The sequence below is a fragment of the Paenibacillus sp. Y859 genome (assembly GCF_056786405.1).
The window spans coordinates 345681-372679 of the sequence record NZ_JBXCIZ010000002.1; the positions used below are offsets into that span (position 1 = coordinate 345681).

The 26999-nt window shown below is 41.7% G+C and carries 21 protein-coding genes; 16 read left to right on the forward strand and 5 right to left on the reverse strand.

Annotated elements, in window-relative coordinates:
* Positions 1-66: 66 nt before the first annotated feature.
* Complete coding sequence (locus tag AC1TO8_RS06440; RefSeq protein ID WP_482054771.1) at positions 67-3177, reverse strand: transglycosylase domain-containing protein; 3111 nt, start codon at positions 3175-3177, stop codon at positions 67-69.
* A gap of 155 nt (positions 3178-3332) precedes the next feature.
* Positions 3333-3932 carry a 30S ribosomal protein S4 gene (gene rpsD / locus AC1TO8_RS06445; protein WP_482054772.1) on the reverse strand — a complete coding sequence of 200 codons (600 nt, stop codon included), beginning with the start codon at positions 3930-3932 and terminating at the stop codon, positions 3333-3335.
* Between the two features lie 412 nt (positions 3933-4344).
* Between rpsD and AC1TO8_RS06450 the strand changes: the two genes are divergently transcribed.
* From AC1TO8_RS06450 to AC1TO8_RS06475, 6 genes are all read left to right on the forward strand, one after another.
* Positions 4345-6333 (forward strand): sensor domain-containing diguanylate cyclase, encoded by a 1989-nt coding sequence (locus AC1TO8_RS06450; protein ID WP_482054773.1) that lies wholly within the window; start codon positions 4345-4347, stop codon positions 6331-6333.
* Between the two features lie 122 nt (positions 6334-6455).
* On the forward strand, positions 6456-7286 hold the full coding sequence (locus AC1TO8_RS06455; protein WP_482054774.1) for a hypothetical protein: 831 nt from the start codon (positions 6456-6458) through the stop codon (positions 7284-7286).
* A gap of 86 nt (positions 7287-7372) precedes the next feature.
* Entirely contained in the window at positions 7373-8488 is a 1116-nt protein-coding gene (locus AC1TO8_RS06460) for an aminopeptidase (protein ID WP_482054775.1), read from the forward strand.
* Between the two features lie 92 nt (positions 8489-8580).
* A complete protein-coding gene (locus tag AC1TO8_RS06465; protein ID WP_482054776.1) occupies positions 8581-8826 on the forward strand; it encodes an HPr family phosphocarrier protein in 246 nt (81 codons plus the stop codon).
* A 131-nt stretch (positions 8827-8957) separates the two neighbouring features.
* A complete protein-coding gene (locus AC1TO8_RS06470; protein ID WP_438351491.1) occupies positions 8958-9245 on the forward strand; it encodes an Fpa/YlaN family protein in 288 nt (95 codons plus the stop codon).
* Between the two features lie 137 nt (positions 9246-9382).
* Positions 9383-9769: an Asp23/Gls24 family envelope stress response protein gene (locus AC1TO8_RS06475; RefSeq protein ID WP_482054777.1), complete on the forward strand. Its 387-nt coding sequence runs from the start codon at positions 9383-9385 to the stop codon at positions 9767-9769.
* Positions 9770-9805: 36 nt separating this feature from the next.
* Here the strand turns inward: AC1TO8_RS06475 and ftsW are convergent, their stop codons facing one another.
* A complete protein-coding gene (gene ftsW / locus AC1TO8_RS06480) occupies positions 9806-11032 on the reverse strand; it encodes a putative lipid II flippase FtsW (RefSeq protein WP_482055238.1) in 1227 nt (408 codons plus the stop codon).
* A gap of 15 nt (positions 11033-11047) precedes the next feature.
* Entirely contained in the window at positions 11048-11395 is a 348-nt protein-coding gene (locus tag AC1TO8_RS06485; protein ID WP_482054778.1) for a YugN family protein, read from the reverse strand.
* A gap of 218 nt (positions 11396-11613) precedes the next feature.
* Between AC1TO8_RS06485 and AC1TO8_RS06490 the strand changes: the two genes are divergently transcribed.
* The 7 genes from AC1TO8_RS06490 to AC1TO8_RS06520 all read left to right on the forward strand — a co-directional run bounded on the left by AC1TO8_RS06490 (position 11614) and on the right by AC1TO8_RS06520 (position 19156).
* Complete coding sequence (locus AC1TO8_RS06490) at positions 11614-12789, forward strand: amidohydrolase (protein WP_482054779.1); 1176 nt, start codon at positions 11614-11616, stop codon at positions 12787-12789.
* Positions 12790-12850: 61 nt separating this feature from the next.
* Positions 12851-14518 carry a DNA repair helicase XPB gene (locus AC1TO8_RS06495; RefSeq protein WP_482054780.1) on the forward strand — a complete coding sequence of 556 codons (1668 nt, stop codon included), beginning with the start codon at positions 12851-12853 and terminating at the stop codon, positions 14516-14518.
* A gap of 16 nt (positions 14519-14534) precedes the next feature.
* Positions 14535-16256 carry a hypothetical protein gene (locus AC1TO8_RS06500; RefSeq protein ID WP_482054781.1) on the forward strand — a complete coding sequence of 574 codons (1722 nt, stop codon included), beginning with the start codon at positions 14535-14537 and terminating at the stop codon, positions 16254-16256.
* A gap of 117 nt (positions 16257-16373) precedes the next feature.
* Positions 16374-16808, forward strand: coding sequence for a YlbF/YmcA family competence regulator (locus AC1TO8_RS06505; RefSeq protein WP_482054782.1), 435 nt, complete (start codon positions 16374-16376; stop codon positions 16806-16808).
* Positions 16809-16942: 134 nt separating this feature from the next.
* Positions 16943-17206 carry a YlbG family protein gene (locus AC1TO8_RS06510; protein WP_482054783.1) on the forward strand — a complete coding sequence of 88 codons (264 nt, stop codon included), beginning with the start codon at positions 16943-16945 and terminating at the stop codon, positions 17204-17206.
* A gap of 130 nt (positions 17207-17336) precedes the next feature.
* Positions 17337-18227 (forward strand): selenium metabolism-associated LysR family transcriptional regulator, encoded by an 891-nt coding sequence (locus tag AC1TO8_RS06515; RefSeq protein WP_482054784.1) that lies wholly within the window; start codon positions 17337-17339, stop codon positions 18225-18227.
* Positions 18228-18298: 71 nt separating this feature from the next.
* Positions 18299-19156: a PHP domain-containing protein gene (locus AC1TO8_RS06520; protein ID WP_482054785.1), complete on the forward strand. Its 858-nt coding sequence runs from the start codon at positions 18299-18301 to the stop codon at positions 19154-19156.
* 104 nt (positions 19157-19260) lie between these two features.
* Here AC1TO8_RS06520 and AC1TO8_RS06525 read toward each other — a convergent pair whose 3' ends face one another.
* Complete coding sequence (locus AC1TO8_RS06525; RefSeq protein WP_482054786.1) at positions 19261-21021, reverse strand: Rqc2 family fibronectin-binding protein; 1761 nt, start codon at positions 21019-21021, stop codon at positions 19261-19263.
* Positions 21022-21205: 184 nt separating this feature from the next.
* On the opposite strand from AC1TO8_RS06525, the gene AC1TO8_RS06530 reads away from it, so the two are divergent.
* From AC1TO8_RS06530 to AC1TO8_RS06540, 3 genes are all read left to right on the forward strand, one after another.
* Positions 21206-24001, forward strand: a complete 2796-nt coding sequence (locus AC1TO8_RS06530) for a calcium-translocating P-type ATPase, SERCA-type (RefSeq protein ID WP_482055239.1) — start codon at positions 21206-21208, stop codon at positions 23999-24001.
* Positions 24002-24168: 167 nt separating this feature from the next.
* Positions 24169-26040, forward strand: a complete 1872-nt coding sequence (locus AC1TO8_RS06535) for a bifunctional homocysteine S-methyltransferase/methylenetetrahydrofolate reductase (RefSeq protein ID WP_482055240.1) — start codon at positions 24169-24171, stop codon at positions 26038-26040.
* Positions 26041-26075: 35 nt separating this feature from the next.
* Positions 26076-26972, forward strand: a complete 897-nt coding sequence (locus tag AC1TO8_RS06540) for a YicC/YloC family endoribonuclease (protein ID WP_482054787.1) — start codon at positions 26076-26078, stop codon at positions 26970-26972.
* Positions 26973-26999: the final 27 nt, after the last annotated feature.

Genomic DNA, 26999 nt, shown 5'->3' on the forward strand with positions numbered 1-26999 from the left:
TATCCTTAGTCTGCTTTTTTTGTGTAGTCACTTCTTACTGTTTAAATTTGGTACGTTAGATATGAACTATTGTTTCTCATAATAAGTTGATACCGAGGGTGCGGACTCTCCAGCACTATTAACTGCGATTACACGGTACCAGCCTATTAATGCGGCAGTAGAGTTCAAATCCAAAGTCGGTCTTTGGCTTGAACCGATCTGTGCAAACACGCCACTCTGCTCTTTGCTATAATCGACATTGTAGCGGTCAACAGTATCCATACCGTTGATAGACCAACTTAATTGGATCCCATTCTCAGTAGATTTAATGACCGGCTGACCAGGTGCTGTTGGAATGGTCTCTAGAGCCTCTCCAATCGGAGGTGTAATGATATCATCAATAGTAATGTCTTGATCTAGATCGGTGGTGCCGCCATCGCCAGGGAGTTCTGGTATAGTCTCATCCGGCGGATGAGGTGCCTGGTTACTGGAATTACCGACGATCGCACTTGGTTCTGACTCATGACCTGCTACATCGACTGCTGTGATATAGAAATCATACGTATAATTGGCAGAAGTATTAAAATTAAATACGAAAGGCTCATCACTTCGTATAACATGCCCCTGATGTTGAAAGCCATTGCCACTCAATGAACGGTACAGACGGTAGCCTACGACGTCCTGAGACCCACTACGTGTGAAGCTGATCTGTGCAGCTCCATTCTCCATGGAGAGGCTCACATCTTTAGCTGTTGTAGGTGCGCCACCGTCATCGATTCTTGGATCAATTTGTGTAGGCATATCGCTAGTTGCGTCTTTAGGCAGGTAGAATTCCAAAGATTCATGTTTTTTCATGACTGTGAAAGCATTTTGAAGATCTTTGATCAGATCCTGAATAGGATACTCGCGTTTAATGACGATCTTTTCTTTCAGCATATCTTCTGGTGTCGTATCCTGAGGTATATAATTCACACCATTATACGTAATGTATTTCGCTTTCGCGATGCCATCATCACTATCCATAGGGACGTATTTGGAATTAAATAAATCGGTCACATATTTATCTGTCAATGAAGAAGGTAGTTTTCCACTATAAGCGGACACCGTCTTCGATGTAATTCCAGATGGCTTCTCAAATGTTGGGGTAACGAAGAGTTCAGGTTTCTTTTCTACCAAATCATTCATAATGAGTGTCCATATGTTCTGTGCATTCTTTCTCTGGTTGCCTTCGAGCAGGTTAACAGACTCTTTATATCCAACCCAGACTCCGAGAGTGACATCTGGAGAATAGCCCATAAACCACACGTCAGCATAATTCTGTGTCGAACCCGTCTTACCAACGATGGGAACCTCTTTAAAATGTTTATAATTCTGCTTGACTGTACTTGCGGTACCTTGAGTAATAACTGTACGCAACATATCAGTCATGAGATAAGCAGTCTGTTCAGAGAAGACGTTGTCAGGTTCAGGTGTATGCTGATAGATGATATTACCATTTGAATCCGTAATTTTCTCTATCATGTAGGCATCAAGAAATTCTCCATGGTTAGCAATTGCACTATAGGCATTCGTCAGTTCTTCAACGGATACACCATATTTTAGACCGCCGAGCACACCTGTTGTGGCAGCATAGTCTGCTTCTTGAATCGTTGTAATCCCTAGTCTTTTAGAGAATTCCCATGCTTTATCAATCGATATCACATTATTAAATAACTTCAGGGCAATCGTATTTTTAGACATATTGAAAGCGTATCGGGCAGTAACTAATCCTTCGTAACCTCTGGATGCGTTTTTAGGGATATGAAATCCCTTCTGACCATCTTTCAAAATAATCGGTGCATCATCAACGATACTAGCAGGCTGGATAGCTCCTGAGTCGAGTGCAGGTAAATACGCTGCAATTGGTTTCATAGCTGAACCCGGTTGACGTACCATTTGAGTTGCATAGTTCATTTGCTCCTCGTAAAAGTCACGACCTTCAATCATTCCGAGAATAGCGCCTGTTTTGTTATCTAACAGCATAGCTGCCGTTTGCTCCATTCCCTTCGATGTACTGTCCGGATTGAAGTTTTTATCATTCTCGGCAATGTTGTGCATCGCACTGTAAATAACTTTATTAATGGTCGTATAGACACGATAACCGCCAGTAGTTAGTTGCAGTGTAGCATCTTCCATAAGATCGCTTTTATCTTTCTCTGTTTGTTCATTATTTAGAGAAGAGGATGTATCCAAAGATAAGAGAATTTCCGCAGCTTTACGCTCGGTTTCCATCATAAGATAAGGATATGTGGAATATGCCTTTTCTGTTTGTGTAGCTAGCGTTGACTGAATATCGAATGCAAGTGCTTCATTATACTCGCCATTCGTAATTTTGCCCTCTTCAAGCATGCGACGCAACACTAACTTTTGTCGATCCATTGCACGATTAAATGCAGTAGGATTGAACTCGCCTTTCCCATTAAAGGCCGAGTACTTAGATGGAAGCTGAGGTAAGCCTGCTAAATATGCAGCTTGGGCAATATTCACTGTATCCAAATCACTTATATTGAATATTCCTTTGGCCGCAGCTTTAATACCATATACATTATAGCCATTCGAACCGTTACCGAAAGGTACCTTGTTTAAATACGCTGCGAATATTTGGTCTTTGGATAGTATCCGTTCCAACCTTAAAGAGAGTAGCATTTCTTTAATTTTGCGGTTGTCTGTCCGATCAAGGTTGAGAAATACACGTCTGGCAAGTTGTTGTGTGAGCGTACTTCCACCTGTTTGTATGGATTCGTTCAGTACTCTTTGCTTGACTGCACGAAGCGTACCTTTGAAGTCAATTCCAATATGGGTTGAGAAGTCGTTATCCTCAATCGCGATAACAGCTTCCTTGATGATTGCAGGAATTTTCTCGAACTCGACAGGTCGTCGGTCTTCATCGGTACGTAGTTGCCCAATTTGTGTACCATCGTTAAAATAGGCAAAGCCGGTAATCGAATTCTGACTCATCTTTTTTTCGATTTCAGCTCTTGGACGTACAGGCTCATCTTGAACAATAGATGAAACGTAGCCGATTCCGGCACCACCTACAAACAGGGCCCCTAAGAACCCGAAAAAAACGAGCCAAAGTAACGTTGTCCCTAGTATTCGTCCAATGGATTTCTTTGGTGTGCGCTTCTCTTGCGATTTCTTTTTATTTGTATCAACCATTCGTTTTAGATCCTCCTTTTAACGGGATTATTATAGCATAAAAAGAGACTTTTGAATTGCTTTATCCTAAATAGACTACTATAATTGGTTGAAATTTTCCAATGTATGAAATGAAAAAAGCCTGGAACAATTGTTCCAGGCTTCGAATTTTAATCTTAACGGTTGTAGAATTCGACGATTTGCTTTTCATCGATATCTTGAGACAATTCAGAACGCTCAGGAAAGCGAATGAACTTACCTTCTAGAGTCGTATCATTGAATTCCATATAAGCTTGAAGGTGATTGCGGTTCGCAATAGCTTCCTTTATGGAAGATAGACCAAGACTCTTTTCACGAAGACCGATAACGTCACCTGTATTCAATCTGTAAGAAGCAATGTTGACTTTCTTACCATTTACAGTGATATGACCATGAGATACCAATTGACGAGCACCAGCGCGAGAATTAGCAAAACCAAGACGGTAAACCAAGTTGTCTAGGCGGCATTCAAGCAAGATCATGAAGTTCTCACCAGCGATACCTTGCATTTTTTGAGCTTTATTGAAGAGTGTCTTAAATTGTTTTTCGCCCAAACCGTACATGTGACGAAGTTTTTGTTTCTCTAGTAATTGCATACCGTAGTTGCTGATTTTTCTGCGTTGGTTAGCGCCATGTTGACCCGGAGGGAAAGGACGCTTCAAATCTTTACCATTACCGCTTAGAGAGATGCCGAGACGGCGACTTAATTTAAATTTAGGACCAGTGTAACGTGCCATTTTATAGTAGACTCCTTTTATAAGTGAAATTTAGGTAGGGTTCTATTTGTGCCGTAGATTGTTTCATGTGCTGCAGCTCATGGGCTCAAAGCACAACTGACATGAAAGTTCAGCCGCTGTCTTGTCAGTAACAAAATACGTGAGGGTGACACAACGTTACGCCCAGAAGCAGTTGATAAACACCACCTGCTCAACGACTAATTTTATACGATAAAGTATATGTAAGTCAAGTTTAATATTAAAACTAAAGCTGTCGAAAGTTGTCGATAGGACTTTAGAACTAAAAAAGTAGGGACAAATCATTAATTTTTGGTGCAAATTTTAGTTTTGAAGAGTAGAATATGGTTATTGTATATATTTGTGATAGGCGGGCAGAGCATCTTTTTAAAATAATGAAAAGGAGCTATATGTAATGTCAGAATATAAAAGTATCATTTCAAAGCATGAGAGATTACTTAAAGAGAGTGGACCGCCAAGAGCTTTGGATTCTGTTCGTTTCTGGTTAGGTAATTTAGATGTTATAACATATGACTTACCATATATTCATGGCTTATTGTCCGATAGTTTTGTGGATTGGCAGAAGTTATCCTACTCAATGCCTATCATGGAATATTCAATGTGGGGACTTTTTCAATTCGATGGTTTCTTTATTGCTGGAAGTTCCATGATTTCAGATTATTGTAAAGACGAAGGTCGTATTCACCTTGAACGTTGTCTGGCTAATAAAACTGAAATTATTGCGTCATGGAATGCGGAAGTGGATACCAATAGGGAGCAATACTCCGTTTACTTGTTTCCTCAACTCACTCGTGGGCTTAAGGAGATTTATGCAGTGATGGTGTGTGTGCTCCCACAGAAGAAGGTTGAAAGTGTCGTGAAGAATGCCATCTCCTTCATGCCAATGCTCTTTCATAGCTGCTTCTACAAAAATTTCGAATATATATTTGTGGATGATATGATGAGTGAACAAAAGAAGATCAATGATGAAGCAAGTCGGAGAGCGATGTTGTATCAAATGGTACAGCGGATGCAAAGCTATACTGATATTGATATGGTTCTAACTGAAGTATTGGATAGTATAGCAATACTGTGTCCTGAAACAACCTTACAACTATTTATGTCACAAGATCATCAAAGTGAAAACCCACGGGTTAAGCCGCTTATTCTTCAGGCAACAATGGATGATATAAGTGTGCGAACATTTATGGACGGACGGTTGACTACTCAGGAAACGAAGCTGGAGAATGGTGAGTATAAGAAAGAAATAGGATTCCCGCTTGGGGGTAAACAGGGGGTATATGGTGTACTTCATTTGCTTGTTGGGAAGGATTCTATTACTGAACAAGAATTACAGTTTGTTTCGACTCTAGTGGATACAGCAGGAACTCTATTTGAGAATGCTAAGTTATACGAGCAGTCTAACTCACTTATTCGAGAACTGCGATTAATTAACGAACTTACACGACGCGTGAATCAAAGTTTGCGATTGTCAGAGATTTATCGATTTTCGAGTGAAGAGTTGTTGAACATATTTAAAGCAGATTATTGTTGTATTCTGCAATTCAATAGGGAATTGAATGGTTTAGAGGTTGTGTCTTGTAATTTACCAACCATGTCGAAGAAAGTTTTTGAAAAAGATTACGGTTTTGGTGGACTGGTATTTGAAAAAGGCGAGCCGGTAATATTATCGGATTATATAGCGAAGATGAATATTTCTTCTGTATTTATGGAGAAAAGTAGTTCGAAGTCACTGATTGCAGCACCTCTCATCGTAAATGGAGAAGTTACCGGCGCTATTCTGATGTCACATCGAGGATCGCATTTCTTCACTTATAATGATTATAGATTGCTGCAAGCATTGTCTAATCATATTGGAATTTCTGTAAGTAATGCATTGTTACATGCCCAGGTTAAGAGAATGGCTAATCGAGATATGCTAACCAATCTGTATGCTCGTCACTATCTTGATGAAGTTATCAAGAAAAGGCAGGAAAACGATTATTGTGGAGCGTTAATCGTAGTTGATATCGATGAATTCAAACAGGTCAATGATACTTATGGGCATCAAAAAGGTGACAAAGTCCTTAAGAAGGTCAGTGAAATTATTAAGTCATCAATACGATTAGGTGATCTTGCGGCAAGGTGGGGTGGTGAGGAACTTGCCATATACTTACCTTTATTAGGATTGAACCAGGCAATTGTCATTGCAGAAAGAATTCGTAAACTTGTTGAAGTAGAGACGGACCCGCCTGTGACCGTATCATGTGGTATTTCTGAATGGAATTGGTTGGATGAGCAAGTCAGTGTGGATTCATTATTTTATTCAGCAGATATGGCGCTTTACAGAGCAAAGAATAATGGACGTAATCAGATACAAGTTGAAGATAGAAGTAGTGGATGAAGCACCTGAATGTTGAGGGTGCTTTTTTTCTTGACCCATATTTATATTAAAGCCTTGAATGGGAACGATATAGGTATTGACTTTTTTGAAAAGGACTATGCATCCATGAGGAGTAGATCGAGATGAGATACTGTATGCGAAGGATCTGTACTGGGGCGATTATAATAAGTTTAAGTGGGTTATTGTCTAGTTGTAATTTTATGACTGCGAATAAATCACCAGAAGAACAGTTTCAACTCTCGTTAGGTGGTCTAGCTGGGATTGAGACGTTAACTTTTACCGGTGAAGCCGCACTAAGAAGAAATGAACAACGATGGTTTGAGCAACAATTCGCATATGAAGGTCAATTGACGAACCATGATTTATTGAGAATACAAACAAAAGAACCTACTCAGAGCACATCGGCTAAAACAGTAAATAAAGTGCAAGAAGAGGGCGGGATAAGACTGATTTCTGCAGATTTGCGACGATTCAATGGAGGTTGGTTGAATACTGCAGGTGTAGATAACAGTGTGGATAAGCTCCTTGAAAGGTTTAACCCACTAAGTCAGCTGGAAGGTGTTGCTGGACTGAATAAGAGTGTCCAAGAGGAGACAAGCGCTTCTAGGGGGACACGGATACTTCGTATTGAACTGAAATCGGAGGATGCTTTGAAATGGTTAAACCATCAATTGAGTGGCGAAATGGAAGTTCTAAGAACAGCATACTATGAAGAGAATGCAACATACTCGTCGGAGACGGAAACAAAAATAGAAGCGATTTGGAGGCAGGGGGAAGAGCAATTGCAGACGATGTTGAAAGAGGCTAAAGTAGATACCGTGTATCATTTGACTATAGATCGTAAAAGTAACTTTCCATTAAGACTAACTTCCGAAAGCAAAATATTCTATTTGGATTTAGAAGGAAATGAACAGAATGAAACGATGGTGAATGATGTTGTTTTTCAAATGTAAGCATCACCTATGAAACATGATATAATGATTGATGAATTAACCAGTGTTCAAAAAGTAATATAGACAATCAAGGAGGAGAAATATGCATGCGTGATCCTAGAATTCAAAAGTTAGCAGAAAATCTAGTTGGATATTCTGTAGATGTGCAACCGGGTGAAAATGTATTGATCGAAATGATCGGTAGTGAACAAGATTTAATGAAAGCTATTATAGAAGAAGTATCTAAAAAAGGTGGTAACTCTTTCGTTCAACATACGGATAAGTCTGTTCAACGTACGTTATTTACTTATGCAACTGAAGAACAAATGAAGACTTGGGCTGAAATTGATTTGGAACGAATGAAGAAAATGGATTGTTATATCGGTATTCGTGCAGGTGAGAATGTGAATGACCTTTCTGATGTGCCTGAAGAGAAAATGAAACTTTACAATTCGATCTATAATCATAAGGTACATAGTCAGCAACGGGTAAACCATACCAAATGGGTAGTTCTTCGATATCCGAATGCTAGTATGGCACAATTGGCGAATAAGAGCACAGAGGCTTTTGAAGACTTCTATTTCGATGTATGTAATCTTGATTACGGGAAGATGGATATTGCTCAAGACCCCCTTGCAGAACTTATGAGAAGAACAGACAAGGTGCGTATTACGGGCCCAGGGACCGATCTTAGCTTCTCAATTAAGGGAATAGGCGCTGAGAAATGTTCAGGACAAAAGAATATACCTGACGGCGAGGTATACAGCGCACCCGTACGTAACTCGGTGAATGGTACAATTCATTATAATACACCGACCGTTTATAATGGTGTATCTTTCGAGAATATAAAGTTTACATTTAAAGATGGACAAATTATAGAAGCTACAAGTAACGATACAGCGCGGCTAAACAATATTCTAGATTCTGACGAAGGTGCACGTTACATTGGAGAGTTTGCGATAGGCTTCAATCCATATATCCTTCACCCGATGAAAGATATTCTATTCGATGAGAAAATTGCAGGAAGTCTTCATTTCACACCAGGTCAAGCATATGATGTTGCGGATAATGGTAACCAATCTTCGATCCATTGGGATTTAGTGTTGATTCAACGTCCAGATTACGGTGGTGGCGAAATTTACTTTGATGATGTGCTTATACGTAAGGACGGAATATTTGTTATCCCCGAGTTAGAAGGGCTAAATCCTGACCATTTAAAATGAGATAGAAATGACTTGCATCAAAAAGCGTATTCAAGGTATCATTGTGTGGTATAATATAAAATAAAACCAATTAGAAGTTACGGAGGGATCCTATGTCAAGTAATAATGCAGCAGTTGTAGAAATTGCTCAAACGGCAGGTAAGTTCACATCTTCCATCGTCCTTCAAGCAGAGAATAAGTACATCGATGTAAAAAGTATTTTGGGCTTATTTACTACGTTGGTAAGTCATCAGGGTTATGAGCTACATGTTCATGGACCAGATGCGGACGCAGCTAAAGTAGCTATGCAAGAAGTATTTGCTAAACATAACTTACAAATAGCCATCATCACTGAATAATGTGAGCAAAAGCCCCCTTACTTGTACAAGTAAGGGGGCTTTTTTTTTCGGGTTCTTGTATTGATGTGTATTTTCGACTAATATTAAGGTTAGAATTAATTCGTTAACTTTTGGACATAGGGGGAAGAGACATGACTTCGTCTGATACACAGGAACATTTGAATCTCAAAGCGATCAATCTTCTACAAGAAGATGCAGATAAAATTCAAAAACTTATTGAAGTTCAGATGGAGAACTTGGCAACGCGTTATTGCCCTCTCTATGAGGAAGTACTGGACACTCAAATGTATGGCTTCTCTAAAGAAGTTGACTTCGCGGTACGTTTAGATCTCCTAGATGTATTTACGGGAAGACAATTAGTTAGCCAACTTGAGCGTAAATTAGCCATTCTCTATGAAGCGTTGAACAACAAGGAGTAGCCTGTGAACTATAGGCATAGATAGAATGCAAATGCATGCCGATTCTGGGGTATGCATTTTTTTTTAGAAGAGTATTTGCTTTTCATTCCTTTTGGATTTACAATTACCAATAATGAGGTATAAGGGGGGGGATGGGCATGACGGAACAACTTCAGCATGAAAATGGAAGTGTACGAATTTCGAATGATGTCGTCTCGAAGATTGCCGGCATGGCAGCGCTTGAGACACCCGGTATTGCTGCAATGTCTGGAGGACTATCCGAAGGATGGGCTAAACGTCTTAGTGGTAAGAATGTACAAAAGGGTGTTACAGTCGAAGTGGGCCAGCGAGAGGCAGCGATTGATTTGCGAATTATTGTACTTTACGAAACTCCTATACATGAAGTATGTCGTATGCTGCAGCAGAATGTCCGTGAAGCTATTGAAAGTATGTCAGGTCTACATGTAGTTGAGGTTAATGTCAAAGTTGAAGGTGTTGCCTTCAAGGACGATGAGATTGAGGATTTAGTTATTCGTAATAAGTAGATTACATGTCCATTAATGAATGACCTAGAAAAAAGACTAGCGGGATAAACTTCCCCGGTAGTCTTTTTTTGATGTAATGCGCTCTTGTACGATAGGCTTATTACTCTCACGTGAAATGCTCAGGAGAATTCCCATGCTCATCATCATGACCAGCGTAGATGAACCACCAGCACTTATGAAGGGCAAGGTAACTCCAGTAAGTGGAATGGTCTGAGTAACTCCTCCGATGTTAATAAAAGCTTGAATAGCAACGAGACCCATAATACCGATCCCTACTAACGTACCAAAGGGGTCTGGACATCGGAGTGAAACAATGATGCCGCGCCAGATGAAATATAAGTAAATCAAAAGGAAAAGTGAAGTGCCAATAAATCCGAACTCCTCCCCAATAACAGCGAATATAAAGTCATTGTAAGCATTTGGGAGGTAATGAAGTTTCTGAATGCTTTGCCCGAACCCTGATCCGGTGATGCCCCCTTGTCCAATTGCAGTCAGTGATTGGATCAGGTTGTATCCTGACCCTTCCGCGTCTGCAAAGGGGTCGAAAAAGGCAGATATGCGATCTTTTTTATAGCTCTGATCTACAGTGGCTGAAGCATCAGTAGGAGAAAATGAACTAATAAGTGCACTCATTCCAAGCACAAGACCTGCACCTAGAACAAGAAGTACGATCGAACCCATAATATGCTTCATGCTAGCTCCACCTGCATAAATAATGATACAACAGGTTGCTACTAGTATTAAACAAGAGCCTAAATCAGGTTGCATCATAATGAGTCCAGCGACGGCTCCGGCAATCATGATAACGGGGATGAAGCCTTTCTTGAGATCGCGCATTCGCTCACCTTTTTTGGTGATTAATGCGGCAAGATACAGAATTGTTGCAAGTTTAGCGAACTCCGTGGGTTGAATACTGAGTTGGCCGAGGCGGAACCAACTGCGAGCGCCATTCGTTACATCTCCAAAGTAAGGGACTAGAATAAGCATTATAATCGTAATCATGAAAAAAGGGATAAATAACACTTTGTATTTATTATAAGGAATATTCATAGCAATAAACATTAAAAAAACACCTAGTGCAACAGAAACAAATTGACGCTTCGTGAAGTAAAGAGCATCATAATTAAATTTCTCGCTGGCGACGGTTAAGCTTGAGCTAGCACTAAAAACCATAACTAGTCCAAACCCTACAAGTAGTAAAGTAAGGATAAGTAACTGGAAATCCGGGGCCCCCCTTTTGGGAAGGGGATTGTTTTCTTTCATCATATTATGTTCACGCTAAGCTTCAAGCATAGTTTTGAATTGTTCTAACTTCTTGTTCGCAATAATTAAGATAGGACCCGGAATGGCTGTCTCATAATCTAAACCATGAGGAAATGTCGCTTTGCCCATGTATACGCCTTCTACTTCAAGAATGGTTTCAGGGTCTTCTAGCTTCCCTTCAACGGCTCTCGTATTGATTCGTACGAAATACTCATCCTTGTTACTCTTGTCCTCAATCTTATATTCGTAAGTTGCACGATAATATTCCCATTGCCAACGGAAGAACCCTGCTTTCTCTGCCGTTTCGTCCATATAAGCCAAATCACATTTAAGGCCATCTAAACCTGTGTTATCAAAAATCATCGCCCATTCATCTCCTTATTCGTCAATCTCTAAACTTCTTTTATTCATGATATTATGTTTCGGGAACTTCTGCAAGCAAGAGCGTCGTGATGAATAGCCACTATTATGCGGTTTCTGATACAATAGATGCAATATATTGTTGTGTCAACATCTTTGATTCATTGGCTATATGATTTAAATATATATTAGGTTAACATCCTGAAACGGAGCGGATTGTTATGATAGAGAAATTATTGCTCAATGAAATACATCTTAAGATGATACAGTGGAGAAGGTATTTACACAAAAACCCGGAGTTGTCTTATCGGGAAGAGAATACAGCTATATTCATAGCGACGATATTGCGCGAGCTTGGATTAGAGGTTCAGACGGCATTCGGTGGAGGTTACGGAGTGGTTGCCTCCCTCAAAGGGACACTCCCAGGTAAGACAATCGCTCTTCGTGCAGATATGGATGCACTTCCGATTCAAGATGAGAAAATGTGTGAATACGCTTCCGAGGTGAAGGGTGTCATGCATGCCTGCGGTCATGATGGTCATACGTCTATACTGTTAGGGGTTGCTACCTATTTCAGTCATCATCGAAGCAAGCTTCGGGGGGGAATTATTTTTATATTTCAACCTGCAGAAGAGGTGTGTCCTGGTGGAGCTCAAGGGATGATTAAGAGTGGTGTATTGAATGGAGTAGACGTCATCTATGGGTTACACCTATGGACGCCACTTCCGATTGGAAGTGTAGGGAGTGCTTCAGGTGCACTTATGGCGGCAGCTGATGAATTCTTTATTGATATCATTGGAAGAGGTGGGCATGGCGGAATTCCCCATGTGACGATTGATAGCATCGTAGCTGGATCAGCACTTGTAATGCAACTGCAAAGCATTGTGAGTCGTTCGGTAGACCCGCTTCAACCTGCTGTGGTGACAGTAGGCACGATTGAAGGAGGGAGAGCCCAGAATGTTATTTCAGAGAAATGTAGAATAACAGGGACAGTCCGTACATTCGATGAAGACACGAGGCAAATGATTCGGCAACGAATTGAATCGATGGCATCACATACGGCTCAAGCTTACGGTGCGACAGCTGTTGTTGACTATGTTATGGGTTACCCACCGCTTGTGAATGACGAATTAGAAGTGGAGCGATTCTTTACTGTAGCTGAGAAGACATTTGAAAGTGATCGTATTCTGTCGCTGCCTAAGCTTATGCCAGCAGAAGACTTCGCTTATTATGTTCAACAAATACCGGGATGTTTCATGTTTGTAGGAGCAGGAAACAGTGACAAAGCGATGATGTATCCCCATCATCATCCGCTTTTTGACTTTGATGAAGAGGCGTTGCGTAACGGACTTACACTTTTCATTGCTATGGTGGATTCCCATAATTCAAATAGTTGAAATAAAGAATACTCTCTCTTGAATTGGGGAAAGCTATCTCTCAATTGAGAGGGAGGTCATTATGGGTAACAGTAGAGCGTGCATTGTACAGCATGATCGAACGATATTATTAGAATGTGGGCATGAGGCATTTGAAGAAGCTCGAGAACAGCTTTTCTGTTATGCAGAATTAATGAAGAGCCCCTCTACTTTCCATACCTATCGGATAACGCCGCTATCGCTATGGAACGCGGCCTCTTTAGGTTGGTCAGCTACGATGGTGACAGATAGTCTAAAGTCTTTGTCACGATGGGATGTTCCATCAGGCATGGTGCAGGACATAGATGAGATTGTTTCTCGCTATGGGAAGCTGACTCTTGAAGTAGATGCTATCATTCCACATCAGCTTATTCTGAGAAGTTCAGAATCGCAGCTAATGGATGAAGTAATTCAGTGGGTAGGCAAACTCAGTGTCGGCTTGCAACGTACCTCCTTAACAGAGATGACTTTAAATACAGCTTCTCGGGGGTTACTGAAACAAGAATTAACTAGGTTCGGATATCCTGTTCTAGATTTGGCTGGTTATGATGATGGTCAGCCCCTGTTGCTATCTTGGAAGTGCAAGGGCGGCGAACCATTAGTACAATTGCGAGATTATCAGAAGGATGCAGTCAAAGCGTTCGAAGGCTTACCTGGTAGCGGTGGTAGTGGGGTGGTAGTTCTCCCGTGTGGATCTGGTAAGACAGTGATTGGAATAGCTATTATGGCCCAATTGCAATGTGAAACATTGATCTTAACCTCAAACACAACATCTGTGAGGCAGTGGATGGATGAACTGAAACTCAAAACAACGCTATTATCTGCTGAAATCGGTGAGTATTCGGGGCAAAAGAAAGAAGTTAAACCTGTAACCGTAGCTACGTACCAAATCCTTACGCATCGGCGGAATAAAGAAAGTGAATTTGAGCATATGAAGCTCTTTAATGAACGGCGATGGGGACTTATTATTTACGATGAGGTTCATCTATTACCTGCGCCTATATTCCGTGCGACTGCTGAGATCCAGGCGACACGACGGTTGGGACTAACAGCTACATTGGTACGTGAGGATGGTTGTGAGCAGGATGTTTTTTCATTGGTGGGGCCGAAAAGGATTGATATTCCATGGAGACAGCTAGAGACCAAGGGATGGATCGCAAAAGTTGATTGTGTGGAGATCAGGGTGCCGATGACGATTGAATTGAAGGAACAATATCATCATGCTGAAGGTAAACATAAATTTCGGATTGCGGCGGAGAATCCAGGTAAAATACCTGTGATTCATCGCATAGTGCAACGACATGCAGATGCTGGCATTCTAATTATAGGACAATATCTAGACCAATTAGAGTTTATTGCTTCCTCTCTCGAAGCTCCGCTCATTAGTGGGAAGATGCCACAGCAGGAGCGAAATCAATTATATGATTCATTTAGAAAAGGGGAGGTCAATGTTCTTGTCGTGTCTAAAGTGGCTAACTTTGCCGTGGATCTACCGGAAGCCTCTGTAGCTATTGAAGTGTCGGGTAGCTTCGGATCGCGTCAGGAGGAGGCTCAGAGGCTTGGTAGAATTTTGCGTCCCAAATCGCTAGACAATAAAGCCTATTTCTACACGCTAGTCTCCAAGGACAGTAAAGAGGAGGATTTCGCGATCCGGCGCCAAATGTTTCTGTATGAACAAGGATATGAATATGCTATTCAGATGATGACATAAAGGGGCAGATGCTCTAATGAAAATAGTTGATGAATTCAACGGCGAAGATCAGTCTATTTTAGGCGGATTGCATTCAGGTGAACGAGAGTTGTTGAGAGTCATCTATGTCAGTTTCGCAGGGCAATTATTCAATGATACCCAATTCATGAAACTAAGAATGCTCGGAATGAGCGGGGCAGAGCACCTGCTATCGCTTATCTCATTAAGAAACAAAGGCAGGATACGGGCTGTTATGAAATCATGGGGAGAGCGGTTGTACTATATCCCGATTGAACAATTGCCACGACTTCACAATGAATTGTGTGGGTATGATCCGCAGGAAGTGAAAGAAGAATTCCGAATTGTAAAGGAAGCCAAACCTGGATTGGTGTTTGATCTGTTCCAAATGCTTGTGTTTATTGCACAGGGTAGACTTTTACTTAGTACAAAAGGGGTTATACATAAGAAAAGTATTCAAAAGATGGAGGAAAGAGTACATCTGCGGGCAGAGGACTTAAGTCAGCTATCATTACAATTACGAGATGCTGAGGTTGTCCCATTACATATTGCGTTTCTGTTAGATTTGCTTGATTGTTTAAAACTTATACATAGGAATAGTAGGAACATCGTTGTCCAAGAGCAAGCTTTGTCGACCTGGTTAAAGATGAGTACGGAACAAATGACGAGCGTTCTTGTAAAAATAGTAAGTGAGCGATATTGCTCTTATGACTCTGATATGCAGCATCTGTACTGTTTGATTTCTCAACCTACTTTGTTGTCAGGTCAGTGGGTTGAAATTGAACTTCTTGTCGATGAGCTGGTTGAGCAACAACTACTTGATCGTTCACGAACAGATCAGATGATCGAGCGTACAACAGGTTGGGTATCAGTTCTTGCTAGTTTGGGATGGATGGATGTGGGAATGATTGCAGATCATCGGAGCTGTTTCCGCTGGATGATCTCAAGCGATCAAGTTCTGAATGCGTTGTTCTATGACACTATGATCTGTCGGGCATCGGAATTGGAATCTGTCTCAACAAACTCATTTTATGTACAACCTGAATTTGAGATCATAATATTACCGGATGTACCCAATCTATTACGCTTTAAATTATCGATGTTCACAAGTCTTCTTATAAGTGATCGTACATCTATATATAAACTAACGGAGGAGAGCGTTACTCGAGCGATACAAAGGGGGATTGAGGTATGGGATATTATTTCTTGCTTATCTACTAATGGTGAATCGGAAGTGCCTGCTCATGTGTTATTGACACTGCAGAAATGGGATGCAGAGATGAAGCGAGATGAGGACAATGACAATGTATCTCAAACTTCAAGTCATAGTTGTCTTGAGAATATATTAGTAGATGATGATCAAGAGTTAGATGGTGTTGGAGGGTACAATTCAATTGTAGGAGATCTTGATCGGTATCCATATGATGTGGACGATGAGCTTCCAATACCGCAATCATTATTTCCTAATCTTGAGCAAATTCCCCTCAGATGGAGAAAGGAATTCAGAAGCTATCACTTGTCTACGGTTAAACAAATGATAGAACAAGCTATTTCGTGGAACACTAAGGTGAAGTTATCTTTTCAAGGGCATCAGGTGGATTTCATCCCTTTAAAGTGTTCCAATAACTGTGATATAATTTCAGGGGAAATATTCAACCCTACAATACAACAGTATGAAATGATTGAATTAACTTGTAGTGATTGGCAGGAAATAAGATTGATAGTTCCTAAATTTACCTAATATGAACCTATTTCACGACATGAAAACCTCTTCATAAGCTGTGATGGATATGTTATGATAAAATAGTCTACATGATAAATAGTAGCAAATCTTCAATAAGAATAGAGGATGAAGTTCATGAGCGTATCAGAATTACAAACGTTTGACATGGCAGAAGTGTTGACGTACGCCTATGAATTAGGCGATTTGATCAATCAGTCTGTCGATGTGTCAGATTATCTATATTGGAAGCGGCAAGTAGATGCCCATGAGGGGATCCAAGCCTTGGTTAAGAAATTAGCTGCAAAGAAAGAATTGTTTTATGAAACAGAGCGTTTCGGGCATTTCCATCCTGACTATCATTCTGCTCAAGATGCTGTGCATAACGTGGAATTGGAACTGGAATCTTATGAGGAAGTTCGTAATTTCAAATGGGCTGAGAAGAGATTGGATGATATGTTACACCAGATGTCTGAGACGATTGCGTTCTCGGTGTCAGATAGTATTAAAGTGCCTAGTAATGATCCACAGCCTAAGGGATGCGGTAGCGGGGGTAATTGTTCTTGTGGTTAATTTAAAATATAAGAAAGTATAAGTTTCACTTGATACTCTATTTCTTATATTTCGGCAGAGACGGATACCGTCCTTTAAAAGGACGGCATAGCCGTTTCTGCTTGAGAAGTTGTTAAAAGAGAGGTGGCAAGCAGATGTTTGCGGAACGAACAGGTTATATTATTTGGGTGAATGATATTAAAGCAGCTCGGAACCTGGATAAGTACGGTACGGTTCATTATATCTCCAAAAAAATGCATTATGTAGTGATGTATGTAAATGGTGATCGTGCAGAAGAAACGACCAAAAATATTCGTAGACTTTCTTATGTTCGTAAGATTGAGCGATCCTATCGTAATGAAATTCAGACTGAATATAGCAGTGATATCCCGGATAAAACAAGCTACTATGGTCACTAGAATCGCGCACCAAGACAGCTTGTACTAGCTCAATATGACAACGATACGGTCCTTATGGACCGTTTTTTTAATACTATTAGGGGAAGTTCAAAAAGTCATCTTTTGATCACGAAGAAAGGGGAGGGCAACTATGAATTTTCACCAACTCCATATATTCCATACCGTTGCTGAACGTGGGAGCTTCTCTTCAGCAGCTCAGATGCTACATATGACTCAACCGGCTGTAACGATGCAGGTTCAAGCACTTGAGGATTATTTTGGGACGAAGTTACTAAATCGTTCGACCAAAAAAATTGAATTAACGGAAGCTGGAATGACTCTTTTTCCTTATGCTCAGCGAAGTATTGATATTATGAGAGAAGCGGATGTTGCGATGTCCACCTTCACACATATGTTACAAGGGAGGTTACAACTTGGAGCTAGCCTAACGATTGGTGAATATGTATTGCCAAGGTTGCTAGGTCCATTCGGACAACAATATCCTCAGATTAATATCGTCATGAAAGTGATGAATACGACACAGATTATAGATGAAATATGTAAGCACCAACTTAATTTCGGACTCATTGAAGCTCCCATTCAGCACCCCGACATGGTTATCGATGTAGTTATGCAGGATGAGCTAAAGCTGATCGTACCTGCGGACCATCCGTTGGCTGAGCAAGATGTGGTGAATCTGGAAGATGTACTTGAATACCCATTTGTGTTGCGTGAACAGGGATCGGGAACACGACAAGTTATGGAACATCAATTTCTTAATAAAGGAATTAATCTGGATCAACTTCAGGTGATCATGGAGCTAGGAAGCACAGGAGCTGTGAAGTCAGCGGTTGAGGCAGGACTTGGAATCACGATGTTGTCTCCTTCGTCAGTTAAGCATGAAATAGCACTGGGGCTTGTGAAGATGATTGATATCCGTGATGTGGAGTTTAAAAGGCAGTTCTATGCTATACATTTAAAATCCACGTTACTCCCTATTTCAGCGGTTACTTTTCTCACTTTTCTAAAGCAACAAAAGTAAGCTCAGCAACAAGAGCAAGAGTGAAGAATGAATTCTGAAGTGCTAATCTAAAATTAGAGGGGGAAGTATAGATGGGCAAAGGGGAAGGAAAGTGTGATCTTCATACTCATACGCAAGCTTCCGATGGAATGCAAGCACCTTCGGTCAATGTTGTGCTCGCTAAAGATAAGGGGCTATCTGCCATAAGCATTACAGATCATGATACCGTAGCTGGCATTGAAGAAGCATTAGCTGCGGGTGAGAAATATCGAATAGTCGTTGTGCCAGGTGTTGAAATCAGTACCCGATCAGGGGGCAAAGATATTCATATACTTGGATATTACGTAGATTATAAAGATGAACTGTTTCTACAAAGGCTTGAGAAGCTACGCGAAACTCGGCAGTTAAGGAATGGTCGAATCATTGATAAATTGCAAGGGTTAGGCGTCAACATCACGTTGGATGAAGTGATCGTTGGACTAGGCCGTCCGTTATTACCTGATGAGAGCCTTGGACGGCCCCATATAGCAGATGTATTGGTTCATAAAGGATATGCTTCTGATATGCGAGATGCGTTCGATCGTTATTTAGCTGAAGGAGCACAGGCTTTCGTATCCGAACCGCGAATTTCTCCAGAGGATGCGTGTTCGTGGATTAGGGAAGCGGGAGGTTCACCAGTACTAGCTCATCCAGGCCTATACGGGGATGATACTCTTGTTCGAGATATTATAACAAGAGCTGATCTAGCGGGGATTGAAGTCTACCATTCTGATCATAGGGAAGAGGAACAATCTCGTTATCTAGCGATGGCATTAGAATACGATCTGATTGTAACTGGAGGATCAGATTTCCATGGGGCAAGGCAAGGGGTTGTGTTCCATGGTGATATCGGAAGTGTCACGGTTTCCGTAGATGTGTTAGAGCAACTAAAGTGGGGGAAACATGAATAGTGGTGGATTTAGAGGACAGATTTGTAACTAATATTGATTATCGAAGGTACATAAACTCCCCCAACAATGGGCGCCGAAAGGCGCCTTTCTTGTTGGTTAAAGGCTTAATTTTTAATGATGTAGGGCATGGCTTTGATCTGTCGTTCATCAGGAGTGACGAATAACGTCTTCTGATGGTCATAGATGACAAATCCAGGTTTCGATCCGCTAGGTTTACGTACATGACGAATTAACGTGGTATCGACAGGAACGCTACTTGATTCCTTGGCTTGACTGAAATAAGCTGCAAGCTGTGCGGCATCCTCTAGCGTAGCTTCTCCGAATGTTTCACTGCGGATGATCACATGGGACCCAGGGATATCCTTCGTATGCAGCCAAGTGTCATTAGGGCTAGCTAAACGGTTGGTGACATATTCATTCTGCAAATTATTTTTGCCGACATAAATGTCTATTCCCTCTGATGATGTGAATACATGAAGTGTTGGACGGGCAGTCTTTTTCTTGACTTTTTTCTTACGGGACTTTTTACTTCGATCTCGTAAGTATTGTTGTTGAATTAATTCCTCGCGAATTTCTTCAATATCGTTCATAGACGCGTAGGAGAGTTGTTGTAATAGATCATCCATATAGCGAATTTCCTCACGAGTTTTGATCAGTTGTTGATCTATGACGACTAGACTGTTTTTGTATTTGTTATATTTCTTGAAATATCGTTGTGCGTTTTCGGTTGGGCTTATCAGTGGATCGAGTGGAACGGTGATCATCGCTTGTTCTTCATCATAGAAATTGGTTAATTCAACGGTTTTGTCACCTTTATGGATCATATGAAGGGAAGCGAAGATTAACTCACCCCAGATACGGTACTGATCTGCATCACCGGCCTCGAGTATATCCTCATGGAGATGATCGAGCTTCTTCAGATTCTTGGCACGTTCATTGTGTAGGAAACGAAGTAGGTCACTTACTTTCTGTTTAACGGTATCCCGTTCCGCCTTATCCCCATAGAACTCTTCTAAACACTCGCTTATAGAATGATAGTGAGTCGTTTCACTGTGAAGCATCGTGAGTGATATCGCAGAGAAAACGGTCTTGCCTTTGGCATTGATTCCGATCGCCGGTTGATATTCGTGCTTCGCAACGAGTTCCATTACATGTGAGAAGGCACTCCATAGAGGTGAGGCGCTAATTCGATCTTCTTCTATATCGGGATCTCGTTCTTGGTTAGCGCGAAATACAATCTCTTGTGCTACTAATGGGCTTAGACCACTGAAAGAATCGACAATCCAAGAGATCGGTTCTTGCTCAGTCGCCATATAGGATTCGATGAATGCAGCTTGATCCACATCAAGGGGATTTCGTTTATGTTGCTCAGGAGGTTCTGTGTACATGGCACCTGGCATGACAATGCGGAAGCTACTGATTGCAGGGGTGACATGATGGATTCCATCTAGAATGATACCAGTTGAAGCATCCATCAGAATGATGTTGCTGTGCCGACCCATCAATTCAATAATAATCTTTTTCAAAGATACATCACCGAGTTCATCACGTTGCCGAATGGAAATGTGAATGATCCGCTCCATACCCACTTGTTGTATATCCTCTATCGTACCGCTCTCACAATGTTTACGCATGAGCATACAGAACATCGGTGCTTCCTGAGGGTTAAGAAAGCTCTTCTCCGTTAACTGGACACGTGGAAAAGTTGGATTGGCTGATAGTAATAACTTAGAGTTCCCTTCTCTAGAGCGCATATTAAAAAGGATATCGTGAGTGTTAGGTTGATATATTTTGCTAATACGGGCACCTTTGTATATTTGTAGTTCCTGTACAATGGCCCTTGTTACGATACCGTCTAATGCCATGATCTATATCTCCCATCTACTATGTTTGAATATGATTCTACTCTCTATGATGCCATAGTTTAGGCAAAAACTTAAGCGAGTGTCTGTGATAATTTAACACCTGTCCGAATATCATTACGTTATACGAGGTGGAAAAGCTGTCGTGTCGCTAAAAATGCAGATAGATCGGGAGGGAACGGGTAGCATGGAATTGAAAAAGTGGCATCAGATGGATGTGGAAGAGCTACAACATGTCATAGGTGTTCAACCGCAGCAAGGCCTTACCGAAGAAGAAGTAGCGCAAATTAGGACAAAGAGTGGTTTGAATGAATTGAGCGAAGGGAAGCGAGTTTCTCCCATTATTCTTTTTTTGAACCAGTTCAAAGATTTCATGGTTGTTGTATTAATGGCAGCAACGCTATTATCAGGGTTATTGGGCGAATATCTAGACGCGATTACGATTATAGCTATTATTCTTTTGAATGGAATACTTGGGTTTATTCAGGAGTTTCGAGCAGAGCGTTCATTACGGGCACTGAAGAAATTGTCAGCCCCAAGCGCAAAGGTACTGCGCGGAGGTAAGTTGGATGTTATCTCAACAAGGCTACTTGTCCCAGGGGATGTTGTTCTAATGGAAAGTGGAGATCGCATTCCGGCCGATGTTCGTTGGATTGAGACTAATATTTGTAGTGTTGAGGAATCTGCTCTGACGGGTGAATCTTTGCCTGTAACGAAACATTGTCAAATGATTCGCGAAGATGACGTGCCGCTGGGAGATCAGAAGAATATTGGTTTTATGGGAACGATGATGACTAGAGGTACGGCGAAGGGTATCGTTATACGCATAGGTATGGACACGGAAATGGGTAAGATTGCCGATCTGATTCAAAGTACGGAGTCACAGGAAACACCATTGCAGCACAGATTAGAACAACTTGGAAAAATACTGATCATACTATCATTAGCACTCACCATTATGGTTGTTGTTGCAGGTATTTTGCACGGACAGCCTGTCATGGGCATGCTGATGGCTGGAGTTAGTTTAGCTGTTGCGGCTATACCAGAAGGACTGCCAGCTATTGTTACTGTTGCCTTGGCTCTTGGGGTGCAACGGATGATCAAGCGTAAAGCGATTGTTCGTAAACTTCCCTCTGTGGAAACGCTTGGGTGTGCATCCGTAATCTGTTCAGATAAGACAGGAACGTTGACTCAGAATAAGATGACTGTCACTTCCGTATGGGTTGGAGGACGACAACTGGAGGTTACTGGAGATGGGTATGCACCGATAGGTCAAATATTAGAGAAGAAACGTCCCGTTGACCTTAAGAACGATCAAGGATTGCGTCGCTTACTTCAGATCGGAGCATTGTGTAATAACTCTGAGATTGTAGAAACTTCGATGGATGAGATACAAGGTAAGAAAAAGTTGAAAGGGGAGACAGGAGTTTCCTCTTGGGATTTGAAAGGCGACCCGACCGAAGGGGCACTGGCAGCTCTTTCATCCAAGATGGGGATGTCAGCGCACTCGTTAGGTAGTCTGTATTCACGAGAGCGAGAGTTTCCTTTCGATTCAGAACGCAAGCTCATGTCCGTTATTGTAACTCACCAAGGAGGAAGGCTCCTGTATACGAAGGGAGCACCAGATGTACTACTAAACCAATGTTCGTATATAGTGTGGGGCGGGAAGATTGTTCCACTTACAGGTATGATACGGCAGCAGGTGTTAACTGCGAATGAAGAAATGGCTTCGGGGGCGTTGCGAGTTCTTGGTACAGCCTATCGGGAGTTACGATCGCAGGACAGAGTGGAAAGTGAAGGGGAAGCGGAATCGCAACTGATCTTTGTAGGGCTTGCAGGAATGATTGATCCACCGCGACGTGAAGTTCGAGATGCGATAGCGACATGTCGCCGCGCAGGTATTAAGACGGTGATGATTACAGGGGATCACGGCACGACTGCTGAAGCTATAGCTCATCAACTTGGTATTCTTCCACGAGGTGGTCATTCTCTCAGTGGGCAGGAATTGACAAAGCTTAGCGATGATCAGCTTGATGCTAAGGTTGATCATATTTATGTATATGCCCGCGTATCTCCAGAACATAAACTCCGCATCGTCAAATCACTGCAACGTAAAGGGCATGTGGTGGCTATGACGGGTGATGGAGTGAATGATGCCCCTGCCATAAAGGCTGCGGACATTGGTATAGCGATGGGTATTACAGGAACGGATGTAACCAAGGAAGCATCTTCATTAATTCTCAGCGACGACAATTTCTCAACCATTGTCGCTGCGATCGAAGAAGGGCGTAACATCTATGAGAATATTCGTAAATTTATCCGTTATTTACTCGCTTCAAATGTAGGAGAAATCCTAACGATGCTCTTTGCAATGATGCTGGCACTTCCGCTACCGCTTCTGCCGATTCAGATACTATGGGTCAATCTTGTAACCGATGGGTTACCCGCAATGGCGCTAGGGGTAGATCAACCCGAGAAAGATCTGATGGAGCACAAGCCACGTGGTGCCAAAGAAAATATATTTGCCCGTCGTCTTGGGTGGAAAATTATTAGTCGTGGTTTTCTGATAGGTATGTGTACCTTAGTTGCATTCTGGCTCACGTTACGGGTTGCTCCAGATCAACCCGGACAGTTACTGAAAGCACAGTCCGTTGCGTTTGCGACATTAGTTATGGCCCAGTTATTCCATGTGTTCGACTGCCGTAGCTCACGATCTGTATTTCACCGTAACCCATTTCAGAATAAATATTTGATTGTCGCGGTTCTTTCTTCCGTACTATTGATGCTAGGTGTGTTCTACATCGAACCTCTTCAGCCAATATTCAAAACCGTGCCGCTCGGAATGCGTGAATGGGCGCTTACACTCGTAGCAGCGGGGATTCCTACGTTTCTAATGGGAGCGGGTAGCGTGTGGGGTGGAAGAAGACTTAAACGCAACGGTTCACAACGAATTGTAGCGAAAAGCACAAAGATTTCAGCGTGACAATGGAAGCCTATGGTCCGGGTATCGAAAGATACTTGGACCATAGGCTTTTTGTTGAAAACATATGAAAGTAACTATTTCTATTATATTTTCATATACAATACTTATCTTTACTAGTGATATATGATACATTTATACGAAACTGCTGTTGAAGGTGGAGGGCAATGATGAAACCGGATTTGAGGGAAGTATTGGAGAATAATGTGCTAGTCGGTGACGGTGCAATGGGTACTTTCTTATACCAATTGGGTTTTCCTGTGGGAATTTCTTATGAAGAACTAAATCTGACTTCACCTGAGGTTGTTGCGGATGTTCATCGCCGTTATGTAGCTGCAGGGGCGCAAGTGTTAGAGTCAAATACGTTTTCTGCTAATTACGATAAATTGTCCAAGTATGGGCTAGAATCCAAAGTGGAAGAGATTAATCGTGCGGGAGTTCAAATTGCTCGATCTGCAGCGGGTCCTGATGGATATGTAGTAGGTGCTGTGGGCTCTATTCGTGGAGGGAAACGAACGAATGTCTCTACGAAAGAACTGAAGAAACATTTTGAACAGCAAATTTCTATCCTTCTCGATGAAGGCGTAGACGGCATATTGCTCGAAACATTCTATGATGTCGAAGAGTTGCTTATTGCGCTGTCTAGGGTGCGTAAGCTTAGTGATGTACCTGTTATTTGCCAGTTTGCTGTTGAAGATGTAGCGCGGACATTGGATGGCTATACGATGCGAGAAGCTTTCCAAATATTACAGCAAGAAGGCGCTGATATCATTGGTTTTAATTGCCGCACCGGTCCCAATGGAATTATGAAGGCGGTTGAGAGCCTTAGCGGTCAATTAGCAGTGCCTGTCTCCGTCTTCCCGAATGCAGGCGTAGCGGACTTCGTGGATGGGGAGATTCGTTATACAGCAACACCGAAGTATTTCGGGGAAATGTCCTTGCAGTTTGCGGATATGGGAGCCCGAATTATTGGGGGATGTTGTGGAACAACTCCTGAACATATTAAAGCGATATCAGAGGCTCTTAACGGTTACGTTCCGAGACCTATTGATCGAAATGTTATATTTGAAGCTGATACACCAGCAATCATGCATGAGCATTCAGAGAAGGGCACTGGAGATAATGAGCCGACGCTTGTTGATCTTGTCAAGCAACGGCATACGGTTATTGTTGAGCTTGATCCTCCGCGTGATTTAGATATTAAAAAATTTATGCTCGGTGCTGAGGCGCTGAAGAAATCCGGATGCGATGCATTGACATTAGCGGATAACTCGCTTGCGGTGACTCGAATGAGTAACATGGCATTAGGGCATCTCGTTCAAGATAAAGTTGGAATGCTTCCATTAATTCATATTGCTTGTCGGGATCGCAATTTGATTGGTACTCAATCTCATCTGATGGGTTTTGATGCACTTGGCATTGATCATGTCCTCGCGGTAACGGGAGATCCTGCGAAGTTCGGAGATTTGCCAGGGTCGAGTTCTGTATACGATCTAACTTCTTTCGAAATTATACGTATGATTAAACAACTTAATGATGGAATAGCGTTCTCTGGAAAACCACTAAAGCAGAAAGCTAAATTTATGGTAGGGGCGGCTTTTAATCCCAATGTGAAACATCTTGATAAGGCTGTACAGCGATTAGAGAAGAAGATTGCTGCGGGTGCAGACTATATTATGACCCAGCCTGTCTATGATCCGAAGTTAATTGTTGCTATAAAAGAAGCGACAGCTCATTTGGATATACCCATTTTTCTAGGCATCATGCCACTCGCAAGTGGTAGAAATGCTCAATACCTACACAATGAGGTTCCCGGTATACAGTTATCCGAAGAAGTGCTTACACGGATGTCTGGTCTAGAAGGGGAAGAAGGAAGAGCTATGGGTGTTAGGATTGCGACAGAATTGATTGATGTAGCGATGGAATATTTTAATGGTATCTATATTATTACTCCTTTTTTGTTTTATGAGATGAGTGTTCAATTGACAGAGTATGTATGGAAGAGGTCGGGTCGGGAGTTGTCCCCCTTGTTTCGATCATAATTATCAATTACAATAGGTAAATGGATGTGGTGCCGATGTCATTCAGTATGACCGGATACGGTCAATCTAGCCTACAATATGCAGGATATAAGGTTGAAATTGAGATCAAATCCGTCAATCATCGTTATTGTGAAGTTGTACTCAGATTGCCACGAGAATGGACGTGTTTCGAGGATATTCTGAGAAGAACGGTACAGCAGTACGTGAAGCGCGGAAGGATTGATATTTACATTAATAAAGAGGCGGAATTGGAAAATGCGGCTTTTGCTACATTGAATCATTCCGCCGTTAAGGCGTATTTGCAAGCTGTTGATGTACTAAACGTCGAATACGGTCTGGAAGGCACATTGACAGTGAAGGACGTACTCGCTCTTCCAGATGTTCTACTGTCTTCCGAACAACTTCCTGCTGTTGCTGACGTGGATATGGAGCAGTGGGGTGAAGTTCTTCAGCAAGGACTTCAGAAGGCTTTAGAAAGCCTTCTGCTGATGCGTTCTAAAGAAGGGCTACATTTAGTGCAGGATGTTGAACAACGATTAGGGCGATTACAGGTTATACATGATGAGATGATTACCTTAGCACCACATGTGGTGGAGGAACATCGGGTCAAGCTCAGACAAAGGTTATCTGAATTACAGGATAATTCATTTACTTTGGATGAGTCTAAGTTCGGGATGGAGATCGCTCTCTACGCGGATCGTTCTAATATTGATGAAGAACTAATTCGACTGGGGAGCCATTTCATGCAATGTAAGGAATTGCTTCTTGCGGATGAAGCGATCGGCCGGAAGTTAGACTTTCTTATTCAGGAAATGAACAGGGAAGTGAATACGATCGGATCGAAAGCAAATCATTTGTCTCTAGTAACCCGTGTTGTTGAAATGAAAGCGGAAATAGAGAAAATTCGAGAGCAAGTAGCAAATATTGAGTAAGTGAGTGTGCATTTACGGACAGCATTG

What these genes read in the sequence shown, in the direction of transcription:
- AC1TO8_RS06510 (WP_482054783.1), top strand. Translation starts at nt 16,943, where the DNA reads ATGTTTGCGGAACGAACAGGTTATATTATTTGGGTGAATGATATTAAA.
- AC1TO8_RS06455 (WP_482054774.1), top strand. Translation starts at nt 6,456, where the DNA reads ATGAGATACTGTATGCGAAGGATCTGTACTGGGGCGATTATAATAAGT.
- AC1TO8_RS06460 (WP_482054775.1), top strand. Translation starts at nt 7,373, where the DNA reads ATGCGTGATCCTAGAATTCAAAAGTTAGCAGAAAATCTAGTTGGATAT.
- AC1TO8_RS06515 (WP_482054784.1), top strand. Translation starts at nt 17,337, where the DNA reads ATGAATTTTCACCAACTCCATATATTCCATACCGTTGCTGAACGTGGG.
- AC1TO8_RS06490 (WP_482054779.1), top strand. Translation starts at nt 11,614, where the DNA reads ATGATAGAGAAATTATTGCTCAATGAAATACATCTTAAGATGATACAG.
- AC1TO8_RS06495 (WP_482054780.1), top strand. Translation starts at nt 12,851, where the DNA reads ATGGGTAACAGTAGAGCGTGCATTGTACAGCATGATCGAACGATATTA.
- AC1TO8_RS06500 (WP_482054781.1), top strand. Translation starts at nt 14,535, where the DNA reads ATGAAAATAGTTGATGAATTCAACGGCGAAGATCAGTCTATTTTAGGC.
- AC1TO8_RS06485 (WP_482054778.1), bottom strand. Translation starts at nt 11,395, where the DNA reads ATGATTTTTGATAACACAGGTTTAGATGGCCTTAAATGTGATTTGGCT.
- ftsW (WP_482055238.1), bottom strand. Translation starts at nt 11,032, where the DNA reads ATGAAAGAAAACAATCCCCTTCCCAAAAGGGGGGCCCCGGATTTCCAG.
- AC1TO8_RS06505 (WP_482054782.1), top strand. Translation starts at nt 16,374, where the DNA reads ATGAGCGTATCAGAATTACAAACGTTTGACATGGCAGAAGTGTTGACG.
- AC1TO8_RS06470 (WP_438351491.1), top strand. Translation starts at nt 8,958, where the DNA reads ATGACTTCGTCTGATACACAGGAACATTTGAATCTCAAAGCGATCAAT.
- AC1TO8_RS06450 (WP_482054773.1), top strand. Translation starts at nt 4,345, where the DNA reads ATGTCAGAATATAAAAGTATCATTTCAAAGCATGAGAGATTACTTAAA.
- AC1TO8_RS06525 (WP_482054786.1), bottom strand. Translation starts at nt 21,021, where the DNA reads ATGGCATTAGACGGTATCGTAACAAGGGCCATTGTACAGGAACTACAA.
- AC1TO8_RS06465 (WP_482054776.1), top strand. Translation starts at nt 8,581, where the DNA reads ATGTCAAGTAATAATGCAGCAGTTGTAGAAATTGCTCAAACGGCAGGT.
- AC1TO8_RS06530 (WP_482055239.1), top strand. Translation starts at nt 21,206, where the DNA reads ATGGAATTGAAAAAGTGGCATCAGATGGATGTGGAAGAGCTACAACAT.
- AC1TO8_RS06475 (WP_482054777.1), top strand. Translation starts at nt 9,383, where the DNA reads ATGACGGAACAACTTCAGCATGAAAATGGAAGTGTACGAATTTCGAAT.
- AC1TO8_RS06535 (WP_482055240.1), top strand. Translation starts at nt 24,169, where the DNA reads ATGAAACCGGATTTGAGGGAAGTATTGGAGAATAATGTGCTAGTCGGT.
- AC1TO8_RS06520 (WP_482054785.1), top strand. Translation starts at nt 18,299, where the DNA reads ATGGGCAAAGGGGAAGGAAAGTGTGATCTTCATACTCATACGCAAGCT.
- AC1TO8_RS06440 (WP_482054771.1), bottom strand. Translation starts at nt 3,177, where the DNA reads ATGGTTGATACAAATAAAAAGAAATCGCAAGAGAAGCGCACACCAAAG.
- AC1TO8_RS06540 (WP_482054787.1), top strand. Translation starts at nt 26,076, where the DNA reads ATGTCATTCAGTATGACCGGATACGGTCAATCTAGCCTACAATATGCA.
- rpsD (WP_482054772.1), bottom strand. Translation starts at nt 3,932, where the DNA reads ATGGCACGTTACACTGGTCCTAAATTTAAATTAAGTCGCCGTCTCGGC.